Origin of the sequence: Phenylobacterium sp. LjRoot225 (assembly GCF_964252855.1) — a bacterium.
GTDB lineage: Bacteria > Pseudomonadota > Alphaproteobacteria > Caulobacterales > Caulobacteraceae > Phenylobacterium.
This window is the reverse complement of the sequence record NZ_CAXUPL020000001.1, coordinates 1,521,619-1,541,152: the sequence shown is the minus strand read 5'-3', so window position 1 is coordinate 1,541,152 and position 19,534 is coordinate 1,521,619. Positions and strand designations below refer to the sequence as shown.

The window sequence follows — 19,534 nt, the reverse complement described above, 5'->3', positions numbered from 1 at the left end:
TCATAAGGGCCGGTGGACGGGCCGATCGCCGCCCTGGCGGAGGGGCGGGCGGATCTGGCGCTGCTGCTGATGCCGCCGTCGAGCGCAGGCCTGGACCTGATGGAGCATCGCCGGGTGGGGCGGCTGGGCTTCGCCACCGTCGTGCGCGCCGACCTGGACGAGGCCGCGGCCCTGGCGCTGCCGCAGATCGTCGCCTCCGACTTCGCGCCGGCCTCCCGCTCGTTCGGGGTGGTCGAGGGACGCCGCTATTGGCGGGTCAGCAGCCACGCCATGAAGGCCGAGCTCATCCTGGCCGGGCTCGGCTGGGGCGCCCTGCCGGCGCATCTCGTCGAGACGCCGCTGCGCGACGGGCGGCTGAAGGCCGTCGACCGCCAGGGGCAGGGCCGCTCCGAGCACGACATCTTCCTCTACCGCCGCGCCGAGGCCCCCAGAGGCCCGGTGGCGACGGCGCTCTGGGAGGCGTTCGGGGCTTAGGGAGCCCTACTTCTCGTGACCCGCCGCCAGCCCGCGGTGCTCCAGCATCGGCGCGATGTCGGGATCCTTGCCGTAGAAGGCGCGGAACATCGGGCCGTAGTCGAGGGTGTGGCCGCGCGACAGGATCAGGTCGCGGAAGCGCTGGCCGTTGGCCCGGGTCATCCCGCCGTGATCGACGAACCACTGGTAGCTGTCGTCGGCCAGCATCTGGGTCCAGAGATAGGCGTAGTAGCCGGCCGAATAGCCGTTGCTCCAGATGTGCCGGAAATAGCTCGTCCGATAGCGCGGCGGCACGTCGAGGAAGTCGACGCCGGCGGTCTTCAGCGCCTGGGTTTCGAAGGCGTCGACGTCCGTAGGCGTCGCGCCGGCGGTCTGCTGGTGCCACTGCATGTCGAGCTCTGCGGCGGCGATCAACTCGCCCATCGTGTAGCCCTGGTTGAACTTCGAGGCGGCCTTGATCTTGTCGACCAGGGCTTGGGGAATGGGCTGGCCGGTCTTGTAGTGGACGGCGTAGTTCTTCAGGACCTTCGGATCGAGCGCCCAGTTCTCATTGATCTGGCTGGGGAATTCGACGAAGTCCCGGGCGGTGTTGGTCCCGGAGATGCTGGGGTAGGTCTGGTCCGCGAAGAGGCCGTGCAGGGCGTGGCCGAACTCGTGGAACAGAGTCGTGACGTCGTCGAACGAGATCAGCGCTGGCTGGCCGGCCGCCGGCTTGGTGAAGTTCTCGACATTGTAGACGACGGGCTTGGTCCCGATCAGCTTCGACTGGTTGACGAAGTTGCTCATCCAGGCGCCGCCCGACTTGTTGTCGCGCTTGAAGAAGTCGAAATAGATCATGCCGAGCAGCGAGCCGTCCTGCTCATGCACCTCGAACACCCGCACGTCCGGCTGATAGACCGGCAGGTCCGTACGCTCCTTGAAGGTCAGGCCGTAGAGCTGGCCGGCGGCGAAGAAGACCCCGTCCTTCAGAACCCGATCGAGCTGGAAGTAGGGCTTCACCTCCGCCTCATCCAGGTCGTAGCGGGCCTTGCGGACCCGTTCGGAATAGCGGTCCCAATCCCAGGGCTTGAGCTGGAAGCTCTCGCCGCCGGCCTCGACCATCTTCTGGTTCTCGGCGGCCTCGGCCACGGAGCGCGCGCGGGCGGCCGGCGACAGCTGGCGTAGGAAGCTCTCCGTGGCCGCCGGCGTCTGGGCCATCTGGTCCTCGAGCACATAGGCCGCATAGTTCGGATAGCCGAGCAGCTTGGCCTTTTCGGCGCGCAGCTTGGCGAGGGTGAGGATGGTCTCGCGGGTGTCGTTGGCGTCGCCCTGTTCGGCGCGCGTCCAGGCCTTCTGGAACAGCTGCTCGCGCACGCTGCGGTCGGCCAGATCCTGCAGCAGCGGCTGCTGGGTGGTGTTCTGCAGCACCAGGACCCATTTGCCCTTCAGCCCGCGGGCCTCGGCCGCCGACGCGGCTGCGGTGATCTGTTCCGCGCTCAGGCCGGCCAGCTTGGCCTTGTCGTCGACGACCAGGGCGCCGGCCTTGTCGGCCGCCAGCAGCTTCTGCCGAAAGGCTGTCTCCAGCGTCGCCACCTGCGCGTTGAGCGCCTTCAGCCGGGTCTGGTCCGCCGGCGCGAGCTTGGCGCCGGCCTGGACGAAGTCCTGATAGGTGATCTTCAGCAGCTGTTGCTGTTCTGGGTTCAGTCCGAGGCTGTCGCGGCGCTCGTACAGGCTCTGCACGCGGGCGAACAGCTTGGGGTTCAGGTAGATCCAGTCGCGGTGCGCCGACAGCTTCGGCGACATCTCCGTCTCGATCTTCTGCAGGCCGTCAGAGGTGTTGGCGCTGGTCAGGGCGTCAAACACCAGGTTGACCCGCTCCAGCATCCGGCCGGACCGTTCCATGGCCGCCAGGGTGTTGTCGAAGGTGGGGGCCGCCGGGTCGTCGGCGATCTTGCCGATCTCGACCTTTTGCCGCGCCATGCCGGTTTCGAGGGCGGGCTTGAAGTCGGCTTCCTTGATCTTGTCGAACTGCGGCGCCTGCAGGAAGAGCGGGCTTGGTTCGGCGAAGATCGCCCCGGCTGTGGCGTCCGGTTGGTGTGCGTGGGTCATGGCGGGCTTGGCCTTGGGGGCGGCTGCAGTCGCGCCGGCGGCGAGCGCGCAGGCGGCGGCGCCCAGGAGAAGCGAACGAACGAAAGGCATCAAGGACTCCTTGGCCCGGGCGACGCCGGGCGGCGTCACATTTGACGTAACATTCGCCGCGGCGCAACCGCGAGAGGTGGGCGGGGAAGCGGTCTTCTACGACGCAAAAAGGGCCGGCGCGAGATCGCGCCGGCCCTTTCGCGTCAAAGCCAAGACCTAGAATCTCGCCGAGATCTCCATGCCGTAGGTGCGCGGTTCGCCCACGGCGGCGTTGTTCGTGCCAAGCGAGGCGCCCAGCGGAATGCCGCCGGTGAAATAGGCCTTGTCGAACAGGTTCTTCGCCCAAAGTGCGGCCGAGACCCGGCTGCCGCCGATATCGTCCCAGCCGAAGCGGCCGTTCACCAAGGCGTAGCCCGGCAGCTTGGTCCCGGGCGTCAGCGAATTCGCCGAGCTGGAGAAGAAGACGTGGGTCTGGGCGTAGACCTCGCCGCGCAGGCTGACGCGGCCGACCGCCTCGCTGTCGTGCACGGTGGCGACGCCGTAGAGCACGCCGGAGGCCTTCGGCGTGTCCGGGAAGGGCCCGTAGCTGAAGGCCTGGCCGAACAGGGTCACGTCGGGCTTGGTGAACTTGCTCTTCACCAGCGAGCCCGACGCGCCGATCTCGAGCCAGGCGGTCGGCATGATCGAGGAGTCGACTTCCAGCCCGTAGATCCGCGCCGCCGGCACATTCACGGTTACGGCGATCGAGCCGCCCGGCACCGCCGGGAATTCGACGCGCTGGATGTCCTGGATCCACTGGTGGAAGGCCGCGACGTTCAGCGAGGCCGGCCGCCCCATCACCTCGCCGCGGTATTTCAGCCCGGCTTCGACATCCTGGGTGTGTTCGGACTTGAAGCGGTTGCCGCCGCCGGTGGCGTCGTCGTCGACCGGCGGGGCCGCGCCGTTGAAGCCGCCGCTGCGGAAGCTGCCGCGGGTCTTCAGATAGGTCAGCAGGCCGGGCGTCGCCTGGTATTCGAGGCCAACCTCCCAGCTGGGGTCGCTGAAGTCTTCCGATTGCGCCGGCGCGCCGAAGAAGCTGGAGCCCGCGATGTGCCGGAACTTCACGTGCTCCCAGGTGTAGCGCAGGCCGGCGGTGAAGCGCAGGCCGTCGACGCCGGTGATGTCGCCGAGGTCATAGGTGCCCTGGGCGTACACGGCCTCGGTCTTGTTCTGGGTTCGATAGGCCGAGGTGACATTCGCCGCCGGCAGCACCGGCGACAGGTCGAAATAGCTCTGCGGCCAGCTGATATCGACCTTCTGATCCTGGAAGTAGCCGCCGATGATCCAGGTGAGCCGGTTGTCGAACGCCTTGCCCTGCAGCTGCACCTCTTCCGAGACGGATTTGGCGAGCAGATGGTTGCCGTTCTCGCCGGTCGCCAGGTTGCGGCTCAGGAAGATGCCGTAGGGCGCGCCCACCCCGCCCTGTTCGCTGCGATACCAGGAGCGGGACAGGCCGAAGATGTTCTTGAACTGCAGATTGTCGGAGAGGTCGACGGTGGTGGTGTTGGTCGCCATCCAGTCGTTGCCCTGGTGGCGCGAACCTCCGACATAGTTGGTCTTGTAGGGGCCGAGCCGACGCTGCTCGTCGACGTAGGCGAGGACTCCCGGCGCATAGGCGCCGGGGTGTGCGGCCAGATAGGCGGCCCAGGCCCCCGCACCGAATATTCCGTCCAGTTGCGGCCCATAGAGGGCCGCGGCCGCGCAGTTCAGGGTCGCCCCGTTGTTGGTCGCTCCGCACGGGTAGACGTTATAGACGTAGGAGGCGCCCGTGTTGGTGCCGCCGGCATGTGAATACTGGAACATGCTGGCGTTGGCGATCTTCTCGGTCGGCTTGACCAGCAGGGTCACGCGGCCGCTCTGACGACGGATGATGCCCTTCTCGTCGCCGTTGAACAGGTCGTGGATGTAGCCGTCGCGCTCGATGATGTTGAAGGCGCCGCGCAACAGCACCTTGTCGTCCACCAGCGGGATGTTGATGGAGCCTTCGGCTTCCCTCAGATCCAGGTTGCCGGCGCGCAGGCGGAACGCCGTCGAGAACTCGTTCGTCGGCTTGGCCGAGTTGTAGAGCACGGCGCCGCCGGTGGCGTTGCGGCCGAACAGCGTCCCCTGCGGACCCTTGAGCACCTGGACATTTTCGAGATCGAAGAAGGAGGACGCGGCCGAGATGCTCAGCGGAACTTCGTTCAGATAGGCGACCACGGCGGACGGCGAGCCGCTGAAGGTGTCGGCAGTCTGTCCGCGGATGGAATAGGTCAGGCTGTTGTTGCCCTGGGTCTGCCGGATCGTCAGGCCCGGAGTGGCGATCTGCAGGTCGGCGTCCGTCCGGATCGAGCGTTCGACCAGCTGCTGGCCGCTGAAGGCGGTGATCGCTGTCGGCACGCGAGACAGGTTCTCGCTACGGCGGCGGGCGGTGACGATCACCTCGCCCAACTGTGCAGCTTCGCTGGCTGCGGGCGTGTCCTGGGCCTGGGCGGCGCTGGGCGCGAACACAGCGCAGCTCAGCCCGCAGGCGAGCGCGATCGGCGCTCCGGTTCGAAGAAGCGTTTCACGGCTCAGAAGATCACGTTGAATAGCCCGCACTTCGTTTCCCCTCTGTTCTATTGAGGTTGTTGTGCGGGCAGGGGTGTCCAGCATCAAGGCAGAAGCTGGGGCTCCCTCGTCTTGAGCGGAGAGCTAACTTGTCTCTGTCGGTATTGGTCTAGTCTGGAGCTGCAAGTCCGTCAGCGTCCATCGTCGCCGCCGGCTCAGCAACTGGGCGGCGCGGGGTCTCTAATCTTCGCGACCCTCAGACAGGTCTCGTCAGTTCAGCCGCAGATCACCCACTCGGCCACATAGGCCTGGGCCTTGCGCGCCAGGACCGGCGGACCGGAGAAGTAGAACTCGCTGCCGAACCAGGATCGCAGCTCGCGCCAGGCGAGGGGGCCCGTGTCCTCCGTCCGGAGGATCTTGCGCAGTTCGTCGCGTTTGGCTTTCGGGACGAAGACGACGTAGGTGGCTTCTGACATCGGTTTACTCGGCTCGAACGGCTTAAGAAGCGGCGAGTCGCCCCTTCCATAGGGTTAACGTTCGCGTGAGGCCCCCGCGTAGACCCGGATTCGCCTGTCGCGTGTAGGCGTATCGAAAGCGCCGGCGCGTCGTCGGCTCGCGGCGCCTCGATCATGATCGCCGACCGCCCCGACGGGGTGAGACACCGCGTCCCTTGCCAAGCCATGAGGCTGAGGCGAAACAAGGTTCAGTGAACAAAGACTGATCCGGGGGAGGATGGGGTGGGGATATGGATTCGGCGCAAACGCCAGACTCCCTGAGCCCGCAGACTCCTTGAGCCCGCAGACTCCTTGAGCCAAGCAGCCGCCTTGAGCCCCGCAGCCGCCTTGATCCCCGTCGAGGCTCGTGTCGCCGGCCGCCTGACCGTCGGCTTCCTGCTGGATATCGGCGACCTGGGCCGGATGGCCACGCCGATGCTGGACGCGCTCCTGTTCGCCGCCGTCATCGAGGCCAACGTCAACCGCTTCAACCGCGACCCAGCCCTGCAGGCGGCCCACGCCCGGCTCGACAGCGCGCCGCCGGACGCGTTGCGCCGGCCGGTAAGCATCAATGCGCTGGCCACCTCCCTGCGCATTCCTTTCGAGACCGTCCGCCGGCACATCAACCAGCTGGTGGGGCAGGGCATGCTGGTGAGCACCAGCGGCGGGGTCTACGCCCCGACCGAGGTGCTGGCGGCGCCGCAGTTCGTGGCCGCGATGCGGGGCCGCTATGAACGGGTCTTCCGATTCTACGACGACCTGCGCGCGGCCGAGCTGGTCGAGCCGCTGCCCTGCGAGCCCTTGCCGGTCGATCACCCGGCCGCGCCGGTCCGCGCGGTCGGCCGCGTCCTCTCGGACTATTTCTTTCGCACCCTCGATGTGCTGCACCGGCAGGTGCCGGACGTGCTGACGGCGATGGTCCTGCTCGACGTCATCCGCACGAGCAGCGGTCACATTTCCGCCGCCCAGGAGATGGTGGCGATCCGCGCGGGATGGATTCCCGAGGCGGAGCGCACGCCCGTACGGGTGGCGCAGGTCTCGCGACGGCTGTGCATCCCCTACGAGACCACGCGTCGGCACGTCGGCTGGCTGGTCGACAAGGGCTTCTGCCGCCGGGAGGGCGGCGGTGTGCTGCTCTCGGCCGACTATCGGCAGGCGCCGACCCTGTTCTCCATCGCCACCGACAACCTGGTCAACGCGCGCCGCATGTTCCGCCAGATCGCGGCCTTGCCAAGCGGTCTGGAGCAGACGTCCGAGGGGTGCGTCTCCGGTCTCTGACCGTCTTGGCCGAAGATCGGGCCGATCTCAGGTGGCGCGGGCGGCGGGCTCTTGCGCGGCGCGGATCGCCCGGCCGCGAACCCGGCGCAGCTCGGACCAGACGCGGGCGCTCATCTGTGGAACGGTGGGCCCGAGGTCCTTGTCGCGCAGGATCGCCGGCGTAAAGCTGGGTTGCGCCGGGGACGCGGCGGGCGCTTGCGGGTCGGCTTGCGCCGCCTGGGCGGCGGTCGCCGAAACCCAGAGGGCGGCGCCCAGGATCAGGGCGCGAAGGGCTCCGTACTGAAACACCGATCACCACCTGACCTGTTGTTCTCATGTGAATCATGCGGCGATCTCTGTTAAGATCGCGTTCCGCTCCAATAGGTTAAGCCGGGATCTACATCTCGATATTGATCTTGGATCGTGCGGGCACTGACGACCCTTTCCGCGCTGGGCGACGCTGAGATTCCGTCTCGTTCCGAGGAGCGCCTGCGGAGCGGCGGATATGCGGATGGTCGGCCAAGTCCTTCTGCGTGGCGACGAGCCGATCGTGTAGGTCGCGCGTTTCACTGCGATGGCGCCCCTAGCGACGGTCTTCGTCATCACCATGCGGGCGATCGCCGGGCCTGAGAATTCTCAGCCCGACGGTCGCGACTATGACCTGCTGGTCTTCGCGCGGGCGGACACCGAGGCCGAGGCCGAGCGCGTCGCCTTTCAGGGCCTCGGCCAGCTCGGATGGATCGACCCCCAGGCGCTGCGCAGCGGCGAAATCACCGATCCGGACGCGGTTCCGGACGACCTGCTGGCCAGCTTCGCGCGGGCGCTCGAGGACGGCTGCGCCGTCATCGTTTACGACGAGCCCTGACAGTCCACGACTCCTAGAGCGTGACAGCCGCAAGTGGGTGCCGGTTGCGGCGGCCGTCACGCTCTAAGCTCTTGAAGATAGCCCCTTCTTTTCCGGTTCAGGTAATTCCACCTGAACCGGGAAGGGGCTAGGGACAGCCGAGGCTCAGCACGTCGCGCTTCGGGCCCGAGACGCGGAAGAGGGCGTAGCGGGTCCAGCGGCTGCGTCCCTGGCCGCGATCGACGACGCCCACCGGCTGCACCAGGGCGAAGCAGCGTTCGAGATCCGCGGTCTTCATCCGCCGCTCGAGGTCCAGCACCAGGCCGGGCCCGGAGAGGTCGGCGCCCTTCTGCCAGTCGAAATAGCGCTCGCGGTCGGCGATCTGGACCACCGGGGCGGCGATGCGGCGCTGGGCCTCGATCTGGGCTGTGACGCCATAGCTCTGCACCCCGACCCAGGTCGCGCCCTGGGCGATGCGCTGCGCCTCCACCTCCTGGGCGAAGGCCGGCCACTGGCGGATGTGCAGCGCCGGGTCGGAATCGCCCAGCCGCGGCGAGGGCGCGGCGAGGTGCAGCAGCGCCAGGGCTGAGAGCGCCAGGCCGAGGATCGGCGTGGCTCGCCGCAGGCCCAGGCGGCTGGTCTCGGCGGCGAAGGCGGCGGCGATCGCCAGGGCGCCGAAGGCCGGCGCGGGCCAATGGCCCTGCACCCGGTCATGCAGGCTGTGGACCGTCAGATAGAGGAGGAAGGGGGCGGCGATGGCGAGCGGCAGCAGGACGCGCGGAACGTCCGCGACCTTGCGCCCGCGCCAGGCCCGGCCGGCGCCGCGCGCGGCCAGCACGGCGATCAGCGGATTGAGCAGCAGGAACTGGGTGACCAGGAACTCCGGCAATCGGTCCAGGTGCAGGCCGTGGCCGCCGACGCGGCCGAACTGCTTGTCGAAGGTCATCCAGTCGTGCGTCGCGTTCCAGATCACGTTCGGCGCGAAGGCGGCGGCGGCGCAGACCGCCGCCAGCCACGGCCAGGGCCGCTTCAGCTCGGCCAGGCCGTTCGGCGCGAGGAGAAGCCAGACGACGACGCCGGGCGCGAGGAAGAGGCCGGAGTATTTCGAGAGGCAGCACAGCCCCGCGGCGACGCCGGCGCCCAGCCACCAGGCGCGGGTCTCGCCCTGCCAGAGCCGCGCGAGCTGCCAGAGGGTGAGGGTCCAGAACAGGCAGGCCGGCGTGTCCGGCGTCGCCAGCATGCCGCCGAGCGCCACCGTGAAGGTGGCGTTGTACCAGAGCGCCGCGCGCTCGGCCGTCGCGTCCGCAAGCCCGAGCCGCCGTGCGAGGTCGCCGATCAGCCAGGTGACGAGGCCGGTGGCCAGGGCGGGAACCAGCCTCACGCCCAGCGCCGTGTCGCCGGCGATCAGCTGGCCCAGCCGGATCCACCAGGCGATCATCGGCGGATGGTCGAGGTAGCCCGCCTGCGGGTGCTGGGCCCAGAGGCGGTAGTAGGCCTCGTCCTCCGTCAGCGGGATCAGGCCGGCGAAGACCAGCCTCATGACCGTGAGGGTCAGCGCGATCAGCAGCAGGCGCTGGGCGGGCGAAAGCCGCGCCTGCTTCACCACACCGCCAAGGCTCACCAGACCGCCAGGGCCGTCGTGACGTAGTTCCAGCCCGCCCCGACGCCCGCGCCTGCGACGCTGGCGATCCAGTCGGCAGGAACATAGGGACGCACAATCGTCGCCACCCCGACGTTGGCCGCCAGGCCGGCGCTGCAGAGCAGGCAGAAGCGGGCGTAGGCGACCGCCATGCCCCAGCCGTGCTTGCGCCGGTCGCGGTAGGTGACGGTGTTGTTGATCAGGAAGTTGGAGGTCATCGCCAGCAGGGCGGCGACCGTCTGGGCGGCGGCGAACTGCATCCCGAAGTGGCGCAGCACCTCCAGGGCGGCGAGCTGGACGACGACGCCGCTGCCGCCCACCGCGAGAAACATCAGCGCGCGTGGGGAGATCACGTCCTTGGTCATCTTGGAGCCAAGGAGGCTGAGGTACTGGGCGACGACGCCGTTATCGAGCTTGCTCTCGCCGGCGACCCGGGGCCGGAACTCATAGCCGAGCTCGACGCAGCGCAGCGGCTGGGGCTGGGAGGCGACGATGTCGAACAGCACCTTGAAGCCGCTGGCCGCGAGCTTGGGCGCCACCCGGTCGATCACCTCGCGCCGCGCCATGAAGAAGCCGCTTACCGGATCGGTCAGGTCAACCGCCAGGGCGCGCCGGCCCAGCCAGTTGGCGAAACGGCTGCCCCAGGCGCGATGGCCCTCGAGGCCGTTCACCACCCGGGCTTCGGGCTCGAGATAGCGGCTGCCGATGACGAGGTCGGTCTGGCCGCCGCGCAGCACCTGCAGCATGGCCGGCAGCAGGCTCTCGTCATGCTGCATGTCGCCGTCGATCACCGCGACGTAGGGCGCGGCGCTGGCCAGGGCGCCTTCGATCACGGCGCCTGCGAGGCCGCGGCGGCCGATGCGTCGCAGGCAGGCGATGCGGCCGTCGTCGGCGGCGATCGCCTTGACCGCCTCGGCGGTGCCGTCGGGCGAGTCGTCGTCGACGAAGATCGCCTGCCACTCGATGCCGGCGAGCGCCGTCTCGAGCTTGCGAATCAGCGGTTCGACGTTGGCGACCTCGTTGAAGGTCGGCACCACGACGGAAAGCTCCAGCCGGCGCAAGGGCTCGGGGGCGCGGGCCGCCGTGACCGGGCGGCTGGCGCGGTCGGCTTCATCCTGCGACAAGAGAGGCTCCCTGAGAGTGGCCGATTGGTAAAGACCGCAAGGTGAAGGCGATGTCGAGCCGTCAGAGCGTCTCGCGCCAGAATGCTTCGATTCAGGCCCGTCTTCAGGCAGGTTGCAGCGCTTCGGCGTGCAGGCGCGCCAGTCGTTCGACCTCCGCCTTGGAGCCCAGCATGACCGAAACCCGCTGGTGCAGGGAGACCGGCTTGCAGTCCAGCGTGGCGCCCTGGCCGTCGAAAGCCGCGCCGCCGGCCTGCTCGACCAACAGGGCCATCGGATTGGCCTCGTACATCAGGCGCAGCTTGCCGGCGCGGTTGGGTTCGCGCGCGTCCCACGGATAGAGGAAGACGCCGCCGCGCATGACGATGCGGTGGACGTCGGCGACCATCGAGGCCACCCAGCGCATGTTGAAGTTCTTGCCCCGCGGGCCGGTATCGCCGGCCAGGCACTCTTCGACGTACTGGCGCACGGGCGCAGCCCAGTGGCGCATGTTCGAGGCGTTGATCGAGAATTCCTTGGTCTCGGGCGGGATGGCCAGGGCTTCGTTGGTCTCCAGCCACTCGCCGGTGACCGGATCGAGGGTGAAGGCGCGCACGCCGGCGCGCAGCGTCAGCACCAGGGTGGTCTGCGGGCCGTAGACCACATAGCCGGCGGCGATCTGGCTGCGGCCGGGCTGCAGGAAGTCGGCTTCGGTCGCGTCGCGCTCGGTCGCCGAGGTCGGCGCCGGCAGCACCGAGAAGATGGTGCCGATCGAGACGTTGACGTCGATGTTGCTGGAGCCGTCGAGCGGGTCGAACAGCAGGAAGAAGCCGCCCTGCGGGCCGACTTTGCGGACCTCGTAGATCCCATCCATCTCTTCCGAGCCGATGGCGACCAGGCGCGAGGCCGGCGAGCAGGCCTCGAGCAGCAGCTCGTTGGAGATCACGTCCAGCTTCTTCTGGGTCTCGCCCTGGACGTTCTCGCTTTCCAGCGCGCCCAGGATGTCGCCCACGGCGCCGCGGCGGACCGCCGCGCTGATCCGTTCGCAGCCGATCGAGACAGCCAGCAGCAGTTCGACCAGGCTCGGGTCGGCTCCCGACTGCGCGAAATACTGGCCAAGCGTGACGGGCATAGAAACAATCTCCGAGGCGGCCCTCTTAAGGCCAAGGTTCCGCACCATGCCGGCGCGACGGGCGATCTTGAAGCATGTGGGGCCGGTCTTGGCCAGTCGGCGCGGATTACCGCGATTTATCTTTGCGTCTGCCCGCTCACGCGACAGAAGGGACGCAGCACTCTCCACCTCGCTTACTTTTGAGGAAGCCTCCGCGTGATCGCTGCTGCGCTCGCCGCCCTGTCGCTCAGCCTGCCGTCGCCCGAGCTGCCGAATTTGCCGCCGATCCGGCGCGACCCGCAGATCACCTACGTCGACCGCTCTGGGACGGTCCTGGGCGTGCGCGGCGGCCGCTATGCCCCGCCCGTCAACATGGCGCGCCTTCCTGCCTACGTGCCGGCGGCCTTCGTGGCCATCGAGGACCGGCGCTTCTACGAGCACACCGGCTTCGATGCGCGCGGGATCGCGCGGGCCATCGTCACCAACATCGAGCGCGGACGCGCCGCCCAGGGCGCCTCGACCATCACCCAGCAGCTGGCGCGCAACCTCTACCTCAGTTCCGACCGCACCTTGCAGCGCAAGGCCGACGAGCTGCTCTATTCGATCCAGCTTGAGCGCACCTATTCGAAGCAGCAGATCCTCGCCCTCTACCTCAGCCGGATCTATTTCGGCTCGGGCGCCTATGGGATCGAGGCGGCCTCGCAGCGCTATTTCAACAAGCCGGCGTCGCGTCTGACGCTGCGCGAGGCGGCCATTCTGGCCGCCATCCCCAAGTCGCCCACGGGTTATAACCCGACCGACCATGCGGAAGCCTCCGCCCAGCGCAGCCGCCTGGTGCTGAACGCCATGGTCGAGACCGGGGCGATCACGCCCGCCCAGCGCGCCAAGGCCCTGGCCCAGAACCCGAAGGTCTGGAAGACCCCGCCCCACGACGCGGCGCAGTACTTCCTCGACTGGCTGGACGGCGAGACGCGCCGGGCGGTGGGCGCGCCGCGTCAGGATCTGGTCGTCGAAACCACGCTCGACGCCGCCCTCGAAACCGCCGCCGGCGAGGCGGCGCGCTCGGCCGTGGCCCGCTACGCCAAGCAGGGCGTCGGCCAGGCCGCGGTGGTGGCGGTGGACGGGCAGGGCCGTGTCCGCGCCTTCGTCGGCGGCCTCGACCACACCGCCAGTCCCTTCGATCGGGCGGCGGACGCCCGGCGCCAGGCGGGCTCGTCCTGGAAGCCCTTCGTCTATCTGACCGCCCTGGAGGCCGGGCTGACGCCGGATGCGCCGGTGGTCGATGAGCCGGTGGCCTTCGGGACCTGGTCGCCGCGCAACTATGAGGACGGTTATCTCGGCCCGATCACCCTGCAGCAGGCGCTCGCCCAGTCGGTCAACACGGTCGCCGTGCGGCTGGCCGACCAGGTCGGCCGCACCAATGTCGCGGCCACGGCGCGGCGGCTGGGCGTCGCCTCGCCGATCAACACCGACCCGGCGATGGCGCTTGGCACCAGCCAGGTGTCGCCGCTGGAGATGGCCCAGGCCTACGCCGCCTTCGCCAACGGCGGGCAGCGGGTCGCAGCCTATGGGGTGGAGCGGATCCGCACGACCGGCGGCGTGGTGGTCTGGCAGCGTCGGGCGCCGGCCCCGGTCCAGGTGATCGGCAACCCCGCGCTCGGCGCGCTCAACCAGATGCTGCGCGGGGTGATCAGCTCGGGCACCGGGGCGCGCGCGGCGATGCCCGGCCGCGACGTGGCGGGCAAGACCGGCACCACATCCGACTACCGCGACGCCTGGTTCTGCGGCTTCACCGGCAATCTGACGACGGTGGTCTGGATGGGGCGAGACGACAATTCGCCGATGCGCAGCATCACCGGAGGCTCGGCGCCCGCCGAGCTTTGGCGCAGCGTGATGTCGAGCGGCGTTCAGCGCCTGTCGACCGGGCCGATCCCGCCGGGCCCGCCGCCGCCGCTCGTCGCGCCGGCGCCCATGCTCACCACCGCTCCGCTAGGGCCTACGCCCGCAGTGGGGCTCGCGCCGGCGCAGGCCGCGCCGCTGGCGGAGCCGATCGGCTGACGGCCCGGGCCTGGCTCCCGTCCGGCGTTCGCGGCCAGCCCCCAAAGCGGGCCGCAAAAACCTGGGGATAACCTGGGGAAAACCTCGGAGGCTAGCGCTCGCCGGCGCTGAGGACCGCGGGCTTGTGTTCGGCCACGATATCCTCGTGCTCGGCGGCGCGCACGGCGCGCGCGACATTCAGGCGCGTGTAGAGCCGCGCCGAGGGGTCTTTGGCGGCCGTTTTGCGGCTTTCGTTGGCGGCCTGAGACAGGTCGCTGGTGATTCCCGCCAGCAACACCTTCGGACCATTCGCATCTTCGCGCAGCACGATGTAGTTGCCGGCGATGGGCGGATGGGCTCCACCCTCCGGCCAGAGCCGGAATCGGTAGAGGGTCCCGGAAGCGCCACGCAGATCGACGAATTCTCTCATGAGTACTCCAACGCAGCTGAACGAGGGGGCCAGGGGTCCGCTGCGTGCTTTGCGCGTTATGAGCGCCGCACGCCGAAAGAGCTATCCCGAATGAGCGCCTCGTTCGACCGCTTCCTCAACGCGCGCCATCGCCAATCGCGCAAGGCGTCCCTTGGTCGCGCCTTTACAGTCACGCGTCAAAGCTGGCGCCTTAATGACGATCCGCGGGAGATCGCCCCCGAGGTGGAAGTGATGGCCACGCGGCGCAGCGCCTCCGAGGCGGCCGACCTCGCGCGGGAGGCCGCCTGGAGCTTCAAACGCTACGGATTCCACAAGCCGAGCGGCGCTTGGTGGGGGGCGGACAGCGACATGTTCCACAGATTTATGGTGGGCCCCAGCTCGCGGCGGGCCACCGGAGCTCTGCTCGCATTCGCCCTGGCGGGCGTGGCCGCGGTCGCGATCTCGCAGCGCAAGTCCGGCGGGCGGCGTCGGACGCGCGATAAAAGCTGACCGATTCGGCGGGCAGCCCTAGGACCGCCCGTCGGACGGGCGCTACAACGGATGCAGCTTTTCCGTGCATCTGGGCCGCTGCGCGCGCTGGATAGTGGTCAGGCGCGCGGGCCTGGCCTAATCGGCGCAAGTCAGCCCGGGAACCGAAGGCCACATGGACCTCAGCCGCGTCCGCATCCTCGTGGTCGACGACAACCGTCAGGCCGCCGAACTGGTGAAGTCCATCCTCGGCGGGGTGGGGGCGAACGACATCCGCCAGGCCGTCACGGCGTCCGAGGCGTTCGACTGTCTTCGCAACGAGATGATCGATCTCGTCATCCTTGATCAGAACCTAGGCGCCGGCGGCGACGGCCTGGAGCTGGTGCGGCGCATCCGCAACGATCCCAGGAGCCCGAACCCATACGTCGCGATTCTGATGCTGACCGGCCACGCCGACGAGCGGCGCGTGCTGGCGGCGCGGGACGTCGGCGCCAACGAGTTCCTGGCCAAGCCGTTCAATGTCACGTCGCTGCTGAAGCGGATCGAAGCGCTGATCTTCCAGACCAGAGGCTTCGTGCGCTCGCCCGCCTATTTCGGCCCCGATCGGCGCCGTCGTGAGGATCGCGACTACGACGGCGCGGAGCGCCGCAGTCGGAGCGACGGCGGGTCTTCGTCCCGGAACTGACCCCGCTCGAGCCGACCTCGGGACGCTAGCCGTGGGCCCGCAGCTTGTCGCGTTCGCGGGTCAGCCACTCGAATTCCTCGCAGGCCGCCGCATGGGCCGTCGCCAGGGCCGTGACGGCGTCGCCGAGGTTGTCGTCGGTATGGTTGGCCATCACCTGCAGGCGGATCCGGGCGTGGCCCTTCGGCACGTCGGGGAATTCCACCAGGTTGGCGATCAATCCCGCGTCCGGCAGGCGACGGGCGACCAGGCGGGCCAGGCCCTCGGCGCCGATCTTCACGCAGACGACGCCGGAGGGCGCCCCGTGGACCTCGAACCCGGCGTCGATCAGGCTGCGGCGCAGGCCTTGGATATTGCCCAGCAGCCGGTCGCGTAGCGTCTGGCCCTCAGCGCTCTCGATGATCTCGAAGGCCTTCATCGCCGTCGCCGCCTGGATCGGCGAGAGGGTGGTGGAATAGGCGCAGGAGGGGCTGAAGAAGCGAAGGTACTCCTTGGCCTCGCGGCTGCGGCAGGCGACGAAGCCGCCGTTGGAGCCGAAGCTCTTTGAGAAGGTCCCCACCACCAGGTCGACCTTGCCGAGCAGGTCCTGGTCGCCGAGCGCGCCCTTTCCCGCCGGGCCGAGCGCGCCGAGGTCGTGGGCGGCGTCCACCAGCAGGGTGGCGTTGAACTCGTGGCAAAGCGCCTGCAGGGCCCTGAGGTCCGGCGTGTCGGACTCCAGGGCGAACAGGCTCTCGGTCACCACCATGACGCCGTTCTGGACGTCCTTGGCGCGGATCTTCTGCAGCCAGCGGCGGCACTCTTCCACGCTGTTGTGGCGGAAGAGGTAGATGTTCTTGGTCGCGGAGGCGGCCCCTTCCTTCAGCGACGGGTGCGCCAGGGCGTCCATCAGCACATGGTCGGTCGGCCGCACCAGGCCCTTGATGGCGCCATAGGCCGCGGCCCAGCCGGTCGGGAACAGGATAGCTTCGGCGGCGCCCAGGAAGTCGGCGATCCGGCGCTCCAGCCGCACAGAGTGGGCGGTGGCGCCCAGCATGGCGGCGGTTCCGGCGCTGTGCATGCCGAACTGGTCGATCACCTCGTGGGCGACCTGTTTGATCGCCGGGTGCGAGGCCAGGTTGAGATAGTCTTCGCTGGCGAAATTGACGCCGCGGAAGTGGCCGCCGGCGTCATCGCGCGCGGCCGTCACGGGGGAGGGGCTCTCCTCGGCGGACCGCGAGAACGGCCACAGGCCGTGCTGGCGGCGAAGGTTCTGCCACTTGTAGAAGCCTTCGATCCTGGCCTGCAAATCGGCGCCACGGGGATATCGATAGTCGCGCGCGCTGCCGGTGAGCGCCGATGGCGGCGTATAGTTAAACGTCCCGTTAAGCATCCGCTGGCCCACCTGTCTTCGAACTTGTCCGCTTACTATGACAGGCAGGCCTTATTGCGAGGTATACAGCCGGGACGTGTAGGGTTACCGCAAATTTTACCATCCACTCGCGCTCAGATATCCGGATTTTACTTCGAGAGGTGGAGCTGGGAGATCTGGTTGGCGATGCTCTGGAAGGTGGAGGTGAGATTCGATCCCGCCGTGACGTCGAAATAGTGGTCAGCGCCGGAGGCGCAGGCTTGCAGCAGCGCCTTGTTGGCGGTCGTGACGCCGACGCCCACGGTGTAGATTTCGATATCGACGCTGCTGGCCTTCATGTTGGCGCAGAGCTTCTTCAGGCGGGAATCCATCGCTGCGGTCCGATCGGTCTCGGAGCTGTAGATGGCGTTCAGCTTCGTGCCGTCCGCCTTGAGGAAGCGGCCCTGCCAGACGAAGCCGGCGGCGGAATAGTTCGAGTTGTTGTTGCCGCCCTTGGTGCTCATCGTGTTGTCGCCGTCGGTCATCAGCACGACGATCTTTTTGTGCTTGGGCGTCAGATAGGCGACGCCATCGGCGAAGGGTGCGTTCGGCGACAAGGTGTGCCACCCCCACATCAGGCCGTTGGGGATGTTGGTCTCGCCGCCGTCGGTCATGGAGTTCACCGCGGATTTCAGGGCGGTGAAGTCCGTCGTCAGTCGCTGGATCGTCTGCAGGCTGCAGCCTGCGTTCGGCCCCTTCGATCCGCTCGGCTTCGGCTTGGCGGTGACCGTCAGATATTTGTTGGTGTCGCCCTGTACGGCCCACCAGGTGGTGAGCGTATTGCCGTTCGCGTCCTTGGTCGGATCCTTCAGATAGTCGTTGCCGTTCTGCTCGTCCTGTTCGTCGGGTGCGAAGAGGGGCGTGAAGAGGCTCGCCGGGTCTGCGCTGGTCGGCGGCGTGTCCTGGATGTCGTAGGGCGCCTTGCGCATCTCCACGCAGCCGCGCCAGGGGTCGATCTTGTCGAAATAGGCCCATCGATTGCCGGTCTGGGTCACGCCGGCGGCCGTCGTGAAGATCTCGTTGTTCAGCGGCGAGACGCCGCTCTGGTCCATCCACGTCGCATTCCGGTAGGTCGAGCCGACCCGCACCATGTTCGAGAACGGGACCAGCGAAATCTGGATGGAGTTGGAGATGGTGCTCTGTTTCGACGCCTTCGCCATGGTGTCGATGAAGCTCGACGCGGCGGTCTTCAGGTAGGAGAGCTTCGACCCCCCGGAGCCCAGGGTGTCGCCCATCGAGCCGGTGTTATCCAGCACCATGGCGATCTCCAGGATGCTGTTGGCGCGCATCACCTCCGTCGAAGCCGCCAGGTCGACCGGCCCGCCGCCGCTGAACGACGTCAGCATGGGTTGGAAGGTCGCCTTCGCCGAGGCGACGATCTGGTTGTTCGCCCCGATCGTGAAGACGGCGGAGGTCAGGGTGAAGTCGCTCGCGCCGCTCAGGTTCAGCTTCAGGATCCGCTCGCCGAGCGCCTGAAGCTGGGCGGCGTCCTGGCTGTCGCTGCGGCCGGTGGCCAGGGCCGCGGCGTCCAGCGCGTCCTGCAGCTCGACGCGGGCGGCGATCGTGCGGGTCAGGTCGACTGCGCCGAGCGAGGCCACGGTCAGCGGAATGATGGCGAGCGTCGTAATCATCGCAATGTTGCCGCGCTCGTCGGCGCGAAGGCGTCGGAGCGCCTGCGTCATCAATGTCTTCATCGCCTTTTCCGTGCGGCGTACCTGCATGGGAGGAGAATGGCGCGACGCGGTTAAGGCGGGGCTTCGTATAAGGGTTAAATATTGGACCCGTTGATCTGTAACCTTTTCTTGGCGCTGCCGACCTAGACTTGGCGTCGTGAGGTCAAGGGGATGAAGCCGTTGCGCGGTCGCGCTTTCAGGAAGGACGATCGGGGGGCGACCGCGATGGAGTTCGGGCTCATCGCGCCGATGTTCATCGCCATTCTCGTGGCGACCATCGAAATCGGGATGCTCGAGGTGATATCGACAAATCTTGACACGGCGGTGATGGCGGCGGCGCGCAAGATCCGCACCGGCCAATCGGATCGGCCGGCGACAGCCGCGGAGTTCACCACGCTGATCTGCGACAGCATGATCGACGACCCCGCCGACTGCCGCGGCCGCCTGGCGATCAGCGTGCAGAAGATGTCGGATTTCGCCACCGCCCAGTCGGCGGCGAACACCGCGCCGGCGGGCCAGTTCGACTCCGGCGGCCCTGGCGACATCATCCTGGTCCGCGCGACCTATCGCTGGCCGCTGGTGCTGCCGATGTATGCGGGCAACTTCCAGCTGGCCGGGCCGACTGAGGCCCTGCTCGACGCGCGCGCCGCATTCCGCAACGAGCCCTACGCATGAGCCGCGTCCTTCAGCTCCTGCGTCGGTGCGAGCGCGGCGCTGCAGCGATGGAGTTCGCCCTCGTCGCGCCGATCCTGATCCTTTGCCATTTCGGCGCGGTCGAGACGGTCCAGGCCTGGGAGGCGCATCGGCGCGTGGCCCACGTGGCCGCGGCCCTGGCGGACCTGACCGCGCAGAACCGCTCCGTGACCACCGCCGACCTGGACGACATCCTGTTGGCCGGCACGCTGATGGTCGCTCCGTTCCCCACCGCCAAGCTGGGCGAGCGGATCGCCAGCCTCTCGGCGAATTCGAGCGGGACGGTCAGCGTCGACTGGTCGGCCACCCGCAACTGGACGGCTGGCGGATCCCCATCCGTGCCTGCCGGCTACCTGCAGGCCGATGAGAGCGTGATCGTCGCCGAGGTGACCTTCGGCCACGACGCCTTGTTCGCCTTGGTGCTGCCCAGCGCCTTCACCATGCAGAAGAAGGCCTATCTGCGGCCCAGGCTCTCGCAGCAGGTCCAGAAGCTCTAGGCGCGGTCGGTCGCCGCAGCCGAGATCCGTCGCCGGCGAATTGGCGTCGCGGCAATCGCTGC

General features: G+C 68.2%; 18 protein-coding genes. 8 read left to right on the top strand and 10 right to left on the bottom strand.

Going from position 1 to position 19,534, the window contains the following annotated elements; translation table 11 throughout:
• Positions 1-12 precede the first annotated feature (12 nt).
• The gene (locus ACSQ2B_RS07340; RefSeq protein WP_436048630.1) at positions 13-474 is read left to right on the top strand and encodes a LysR substrate-binding domain-containing protein; all 462 of its coding nucleotides are present in this window, start codon (positions 13-15) and stop codon (positions 472-474) included.
• Positions 475-480: 6 nt separating this feature from the next.
• Here ACSQ2B_RS07340 and ACSQ2B_RS07335 read toward each other — a convergent pair whose 3' ends face one another.
• From ACSQ2B_RS07335 to ACSQ2B_RS07325, 3 genes are all read right to left on the bottom strand, one after another.
• Positions 481-2,652 carry a M3 family metallopeptidase gene (locus ACSQ2B_RS07335; RefSeq protein ID WP_436048628.1) on the bottom strand — a complete coding sequence of 724 codons (2,172 nt, stop codon included), beginning with the start codon at positions 2,650-2,652 and terminating at the stop codon, positions 481-483.
• A gap of 156 nt (positions 2,653-2,808) precedes the next feature.
• Positions 2,809-5,121: a TonB-dependent receptor gene (locus ACSQ2B_RS07330; protein WP_436048627.1), complete on the bottom strand. Its 2,313-nt coding sequence runs from the start codon at positions 5,119-5,121 to the stop codon at positions 2,809-2,811.
• A 314-nt stretch (positions 5,122-5,435) separates the two neighbouring features.
• A complete protein-coding gene (locus tag ACSQ2B_RS07325; RefSeq protein ID WP_436048625.1) occupies positions 5,436-5,636 on the bottom strand; it encodes a hypothetical protein in 201 nt (66 codons plus the stop codon).
• Between the two features lie 330 nt (positions 5,637-5,966).
• On the opposite strand from ACSQ2B_RS07325, the gene ACSQ2B_RS07320 reads away from it, so the two are divergent.
• The gene (locus tag ACSQ2B_RS07320; RefSeq protein WP_436048623.1) at positions 5,967-6,932 is read left to right on the top strand and encodes a hypothetical protein; all 966 of its coding nucleotides are present in this window, start codon (positions 5,967-5,969) and stop codon (positions 6,930-6,932) included.
• Positions 6,933-6,959: 27 nt separating this feature from the next.
• Here the strand turns inward: ACSQ2B_RS07320 and ACSQ2B_RS07315 are convergent, their stop codons facing one another.
• Positions 6,960-7,220, bottom strand: coding sequence for a hypothetical protein (locus tag ACSQ2B_RS07315; RefSeq protein ID WP_436048621.1), 261 nt, complete (start codon positions 7,218-7,220; stop codon positions 6,960-6,962).
• Between the two features lie 265 nt (positions 7,221-7,485).
• On the opposite strand from ACSQ2B_RS07315, the gene ACSQ2B_RS07310 reads away from it, so the two are divergent.
• Positions 7,486-7,776: a hypothetical protein gene (locus ACSQ2B_RS07310; protein WP_436048619.1), complete on the top strand. Its 291-nt coding sequence runs from the start codon at positions 7,486-7,488 to the stop codon at positions 7,774-7,776.
• A gap of 127 nt (positions 7,777-7,903) precedes the next feature.
• On the opposite strand, the gene ACSQ2B_RS07305 is transcribed toward ACSQ2B_RS07310, so the two are convergent.
• The 3 genes from ACSQ2B_RS07305 to ACSQ2B_RS07295 all read right to left on the bottom strand — a co-directional run bounded on the left by ACSQ2B_RS07305 (position 7,904) and on the right by ACSQ2B_RS07295 (position 11,626).
• Positions 7,904-9,376, bottom strand: a complete 1,473-nt coding sequence (locus ACSQ2B_RS07305; protein WP_436048618.1) for an ArnT family glycosyltransferase — start codon at positions 9,374-9,376, stop codon at positions 7,904-7,906.
• A complete protein-coding gene (locus ACSQ2B_RS07300) occupies positions 9,373-10,518 on the bottom strand; it encodes a glycosyltransferase (RefSeq protein WP_436048616.1) in 1,146 nt (381 codons plus the stop codon). The genes ACSQ2B_RS07305 and ACSQ2B_RS07300 overlap by 4 nt, the downstream gene beginning before the upstream one ends.
• 103 nt (positions 10,519-10,621) lie before the next feature.
• Complete coding sequence (locus ACSQ2B_RS07295; RefSeq protein WP_436048615.1) at positions 10,622-11,626, bottom strand: class 1 fructose-bisphosphatase; 1,005 nt, start codon at positions 11,624-11,626, stop codon at positions 10,622-10,624.
• A 195-nt stretch (positions 11,627-11,821) separates the two neighbouring features.
• Between ACSQ2B_RS07295 and ACSQ2B_RS07290 the strand changes: the two genes are divergently transcribed.
• Positions 11,822-13,663, top strand: coding sequence for a transglycosylase domain-containing protein (locus ACSQ2B_RS07290; RefSeq protein WP_436048614.1), 1,842 nt, complete (start codon positions 11,822-11,824; stop codon positions 13,661-13,663).
• 91 nt (positions 13,664-13,754) lie between these two features.
• On the opposite strand, the gene ACSQ2B_RS07285 is transcribed toward ACSQ2B_RS07290, so the two are convergent.
• On the bottom strand, positions 13,755-14,072 hold the full coding sequence (locus tag ACSQ2B_RS07285) for a hypothetical protein (protein WP_436048612.1): 318 nt from the start codon (positions 14,070-14,072) through the stop codon (positions 13,755-13,757).
• 90 nt (positions 14,073-14,162) lie between these two features.
• Between ACSQ2B_RS07285 and ACSQ2B_RS07280 the strand changes: the two genes are divergently transcribed.
• Positions 14,163-14,561, top strand: coding sequence for a hypothetical protein (locus tag ACSQ2B_RS07280; protein ID WP_436048611.1), 399 nt, complete (start codon positions 14,163-14,165; stop codon positions 14,559-14,561).
• Between the two features lie 154 nt (positions 14,562-14,715).
• Positions 14,716-15,225 (top strand): response regulator, encoded by a 510-nt coding sequence (locus tag ACSQ2B_RS07275; RefSeq protein WP_436048610.1) that lies wholly within the window; start codon positions 14,716-14,718, stop codon positions 15,223-15,225.
• 25 nt (positions 15,226-15,250) lie between these two features.
• Here ACSQ2B_RS07275 and ACSQ2B_RS07270 read toward each other — a convergent pair whose 3' ends face one another.
• Positions 15,251-16,591, bottom strand: coding sequence for an aminotransferase class I/II-fold pyridoxal phosphate-dependent enzyme (locus ACSQ2B_RS07270; protein WP_436048609.1), 1,341 nt, complete (start codon positions 16,589-16,591; stop codon positions 15,251-15,253).
• Positions 16,592-16,719: 128 nt separating this feature from the next.
• Positions 16,720-18,291, bottom strand: coding sequence for a pilus assembly protein TadG-related protein (locus ACSQ2B_RS07265; protein WP_436048607.1), 1,572 nt, complete (start codon positions 18,289-18,291; stop codon positions 16,720-16,722).
• A gap of 216 nt (positions 18,292-18,507) precedes the next feature.
• On the opposite strand from ACSQ2B_RS07265, the gene ACSQ2B_RS07260 reads away from it, so the two are divergent.
• Positions 18,508-18,957, top strand: coding sequence for a TadE/TadG family type IV pilus assembly protein (locus ACSQ2B_RS07260; protein WP_436048605.1), 450 nt, complete (start codon positions 18,508-18,510; stop codon positions 18,955-18,957).
• Positions 18,954-19,472 (top strand): TadE/TadG family type IV pilus assembly protein, encoded by a 519-nt coding sequence (locus ACSQ2B_RS07255; RefSeq protein ID WP_436048603.1) that lies wholly within the window; start codon positions 18,954-18,956, stop codon positions 19,470-19,472. The genes ACSQ2B_RS07260 and ACSQ2B_RS07255 overlap by 4 nt, the downstream gene beginning before the upstream one ends.
• Positions 19,473-19,534: the final 62 nt, after the last annotated feature.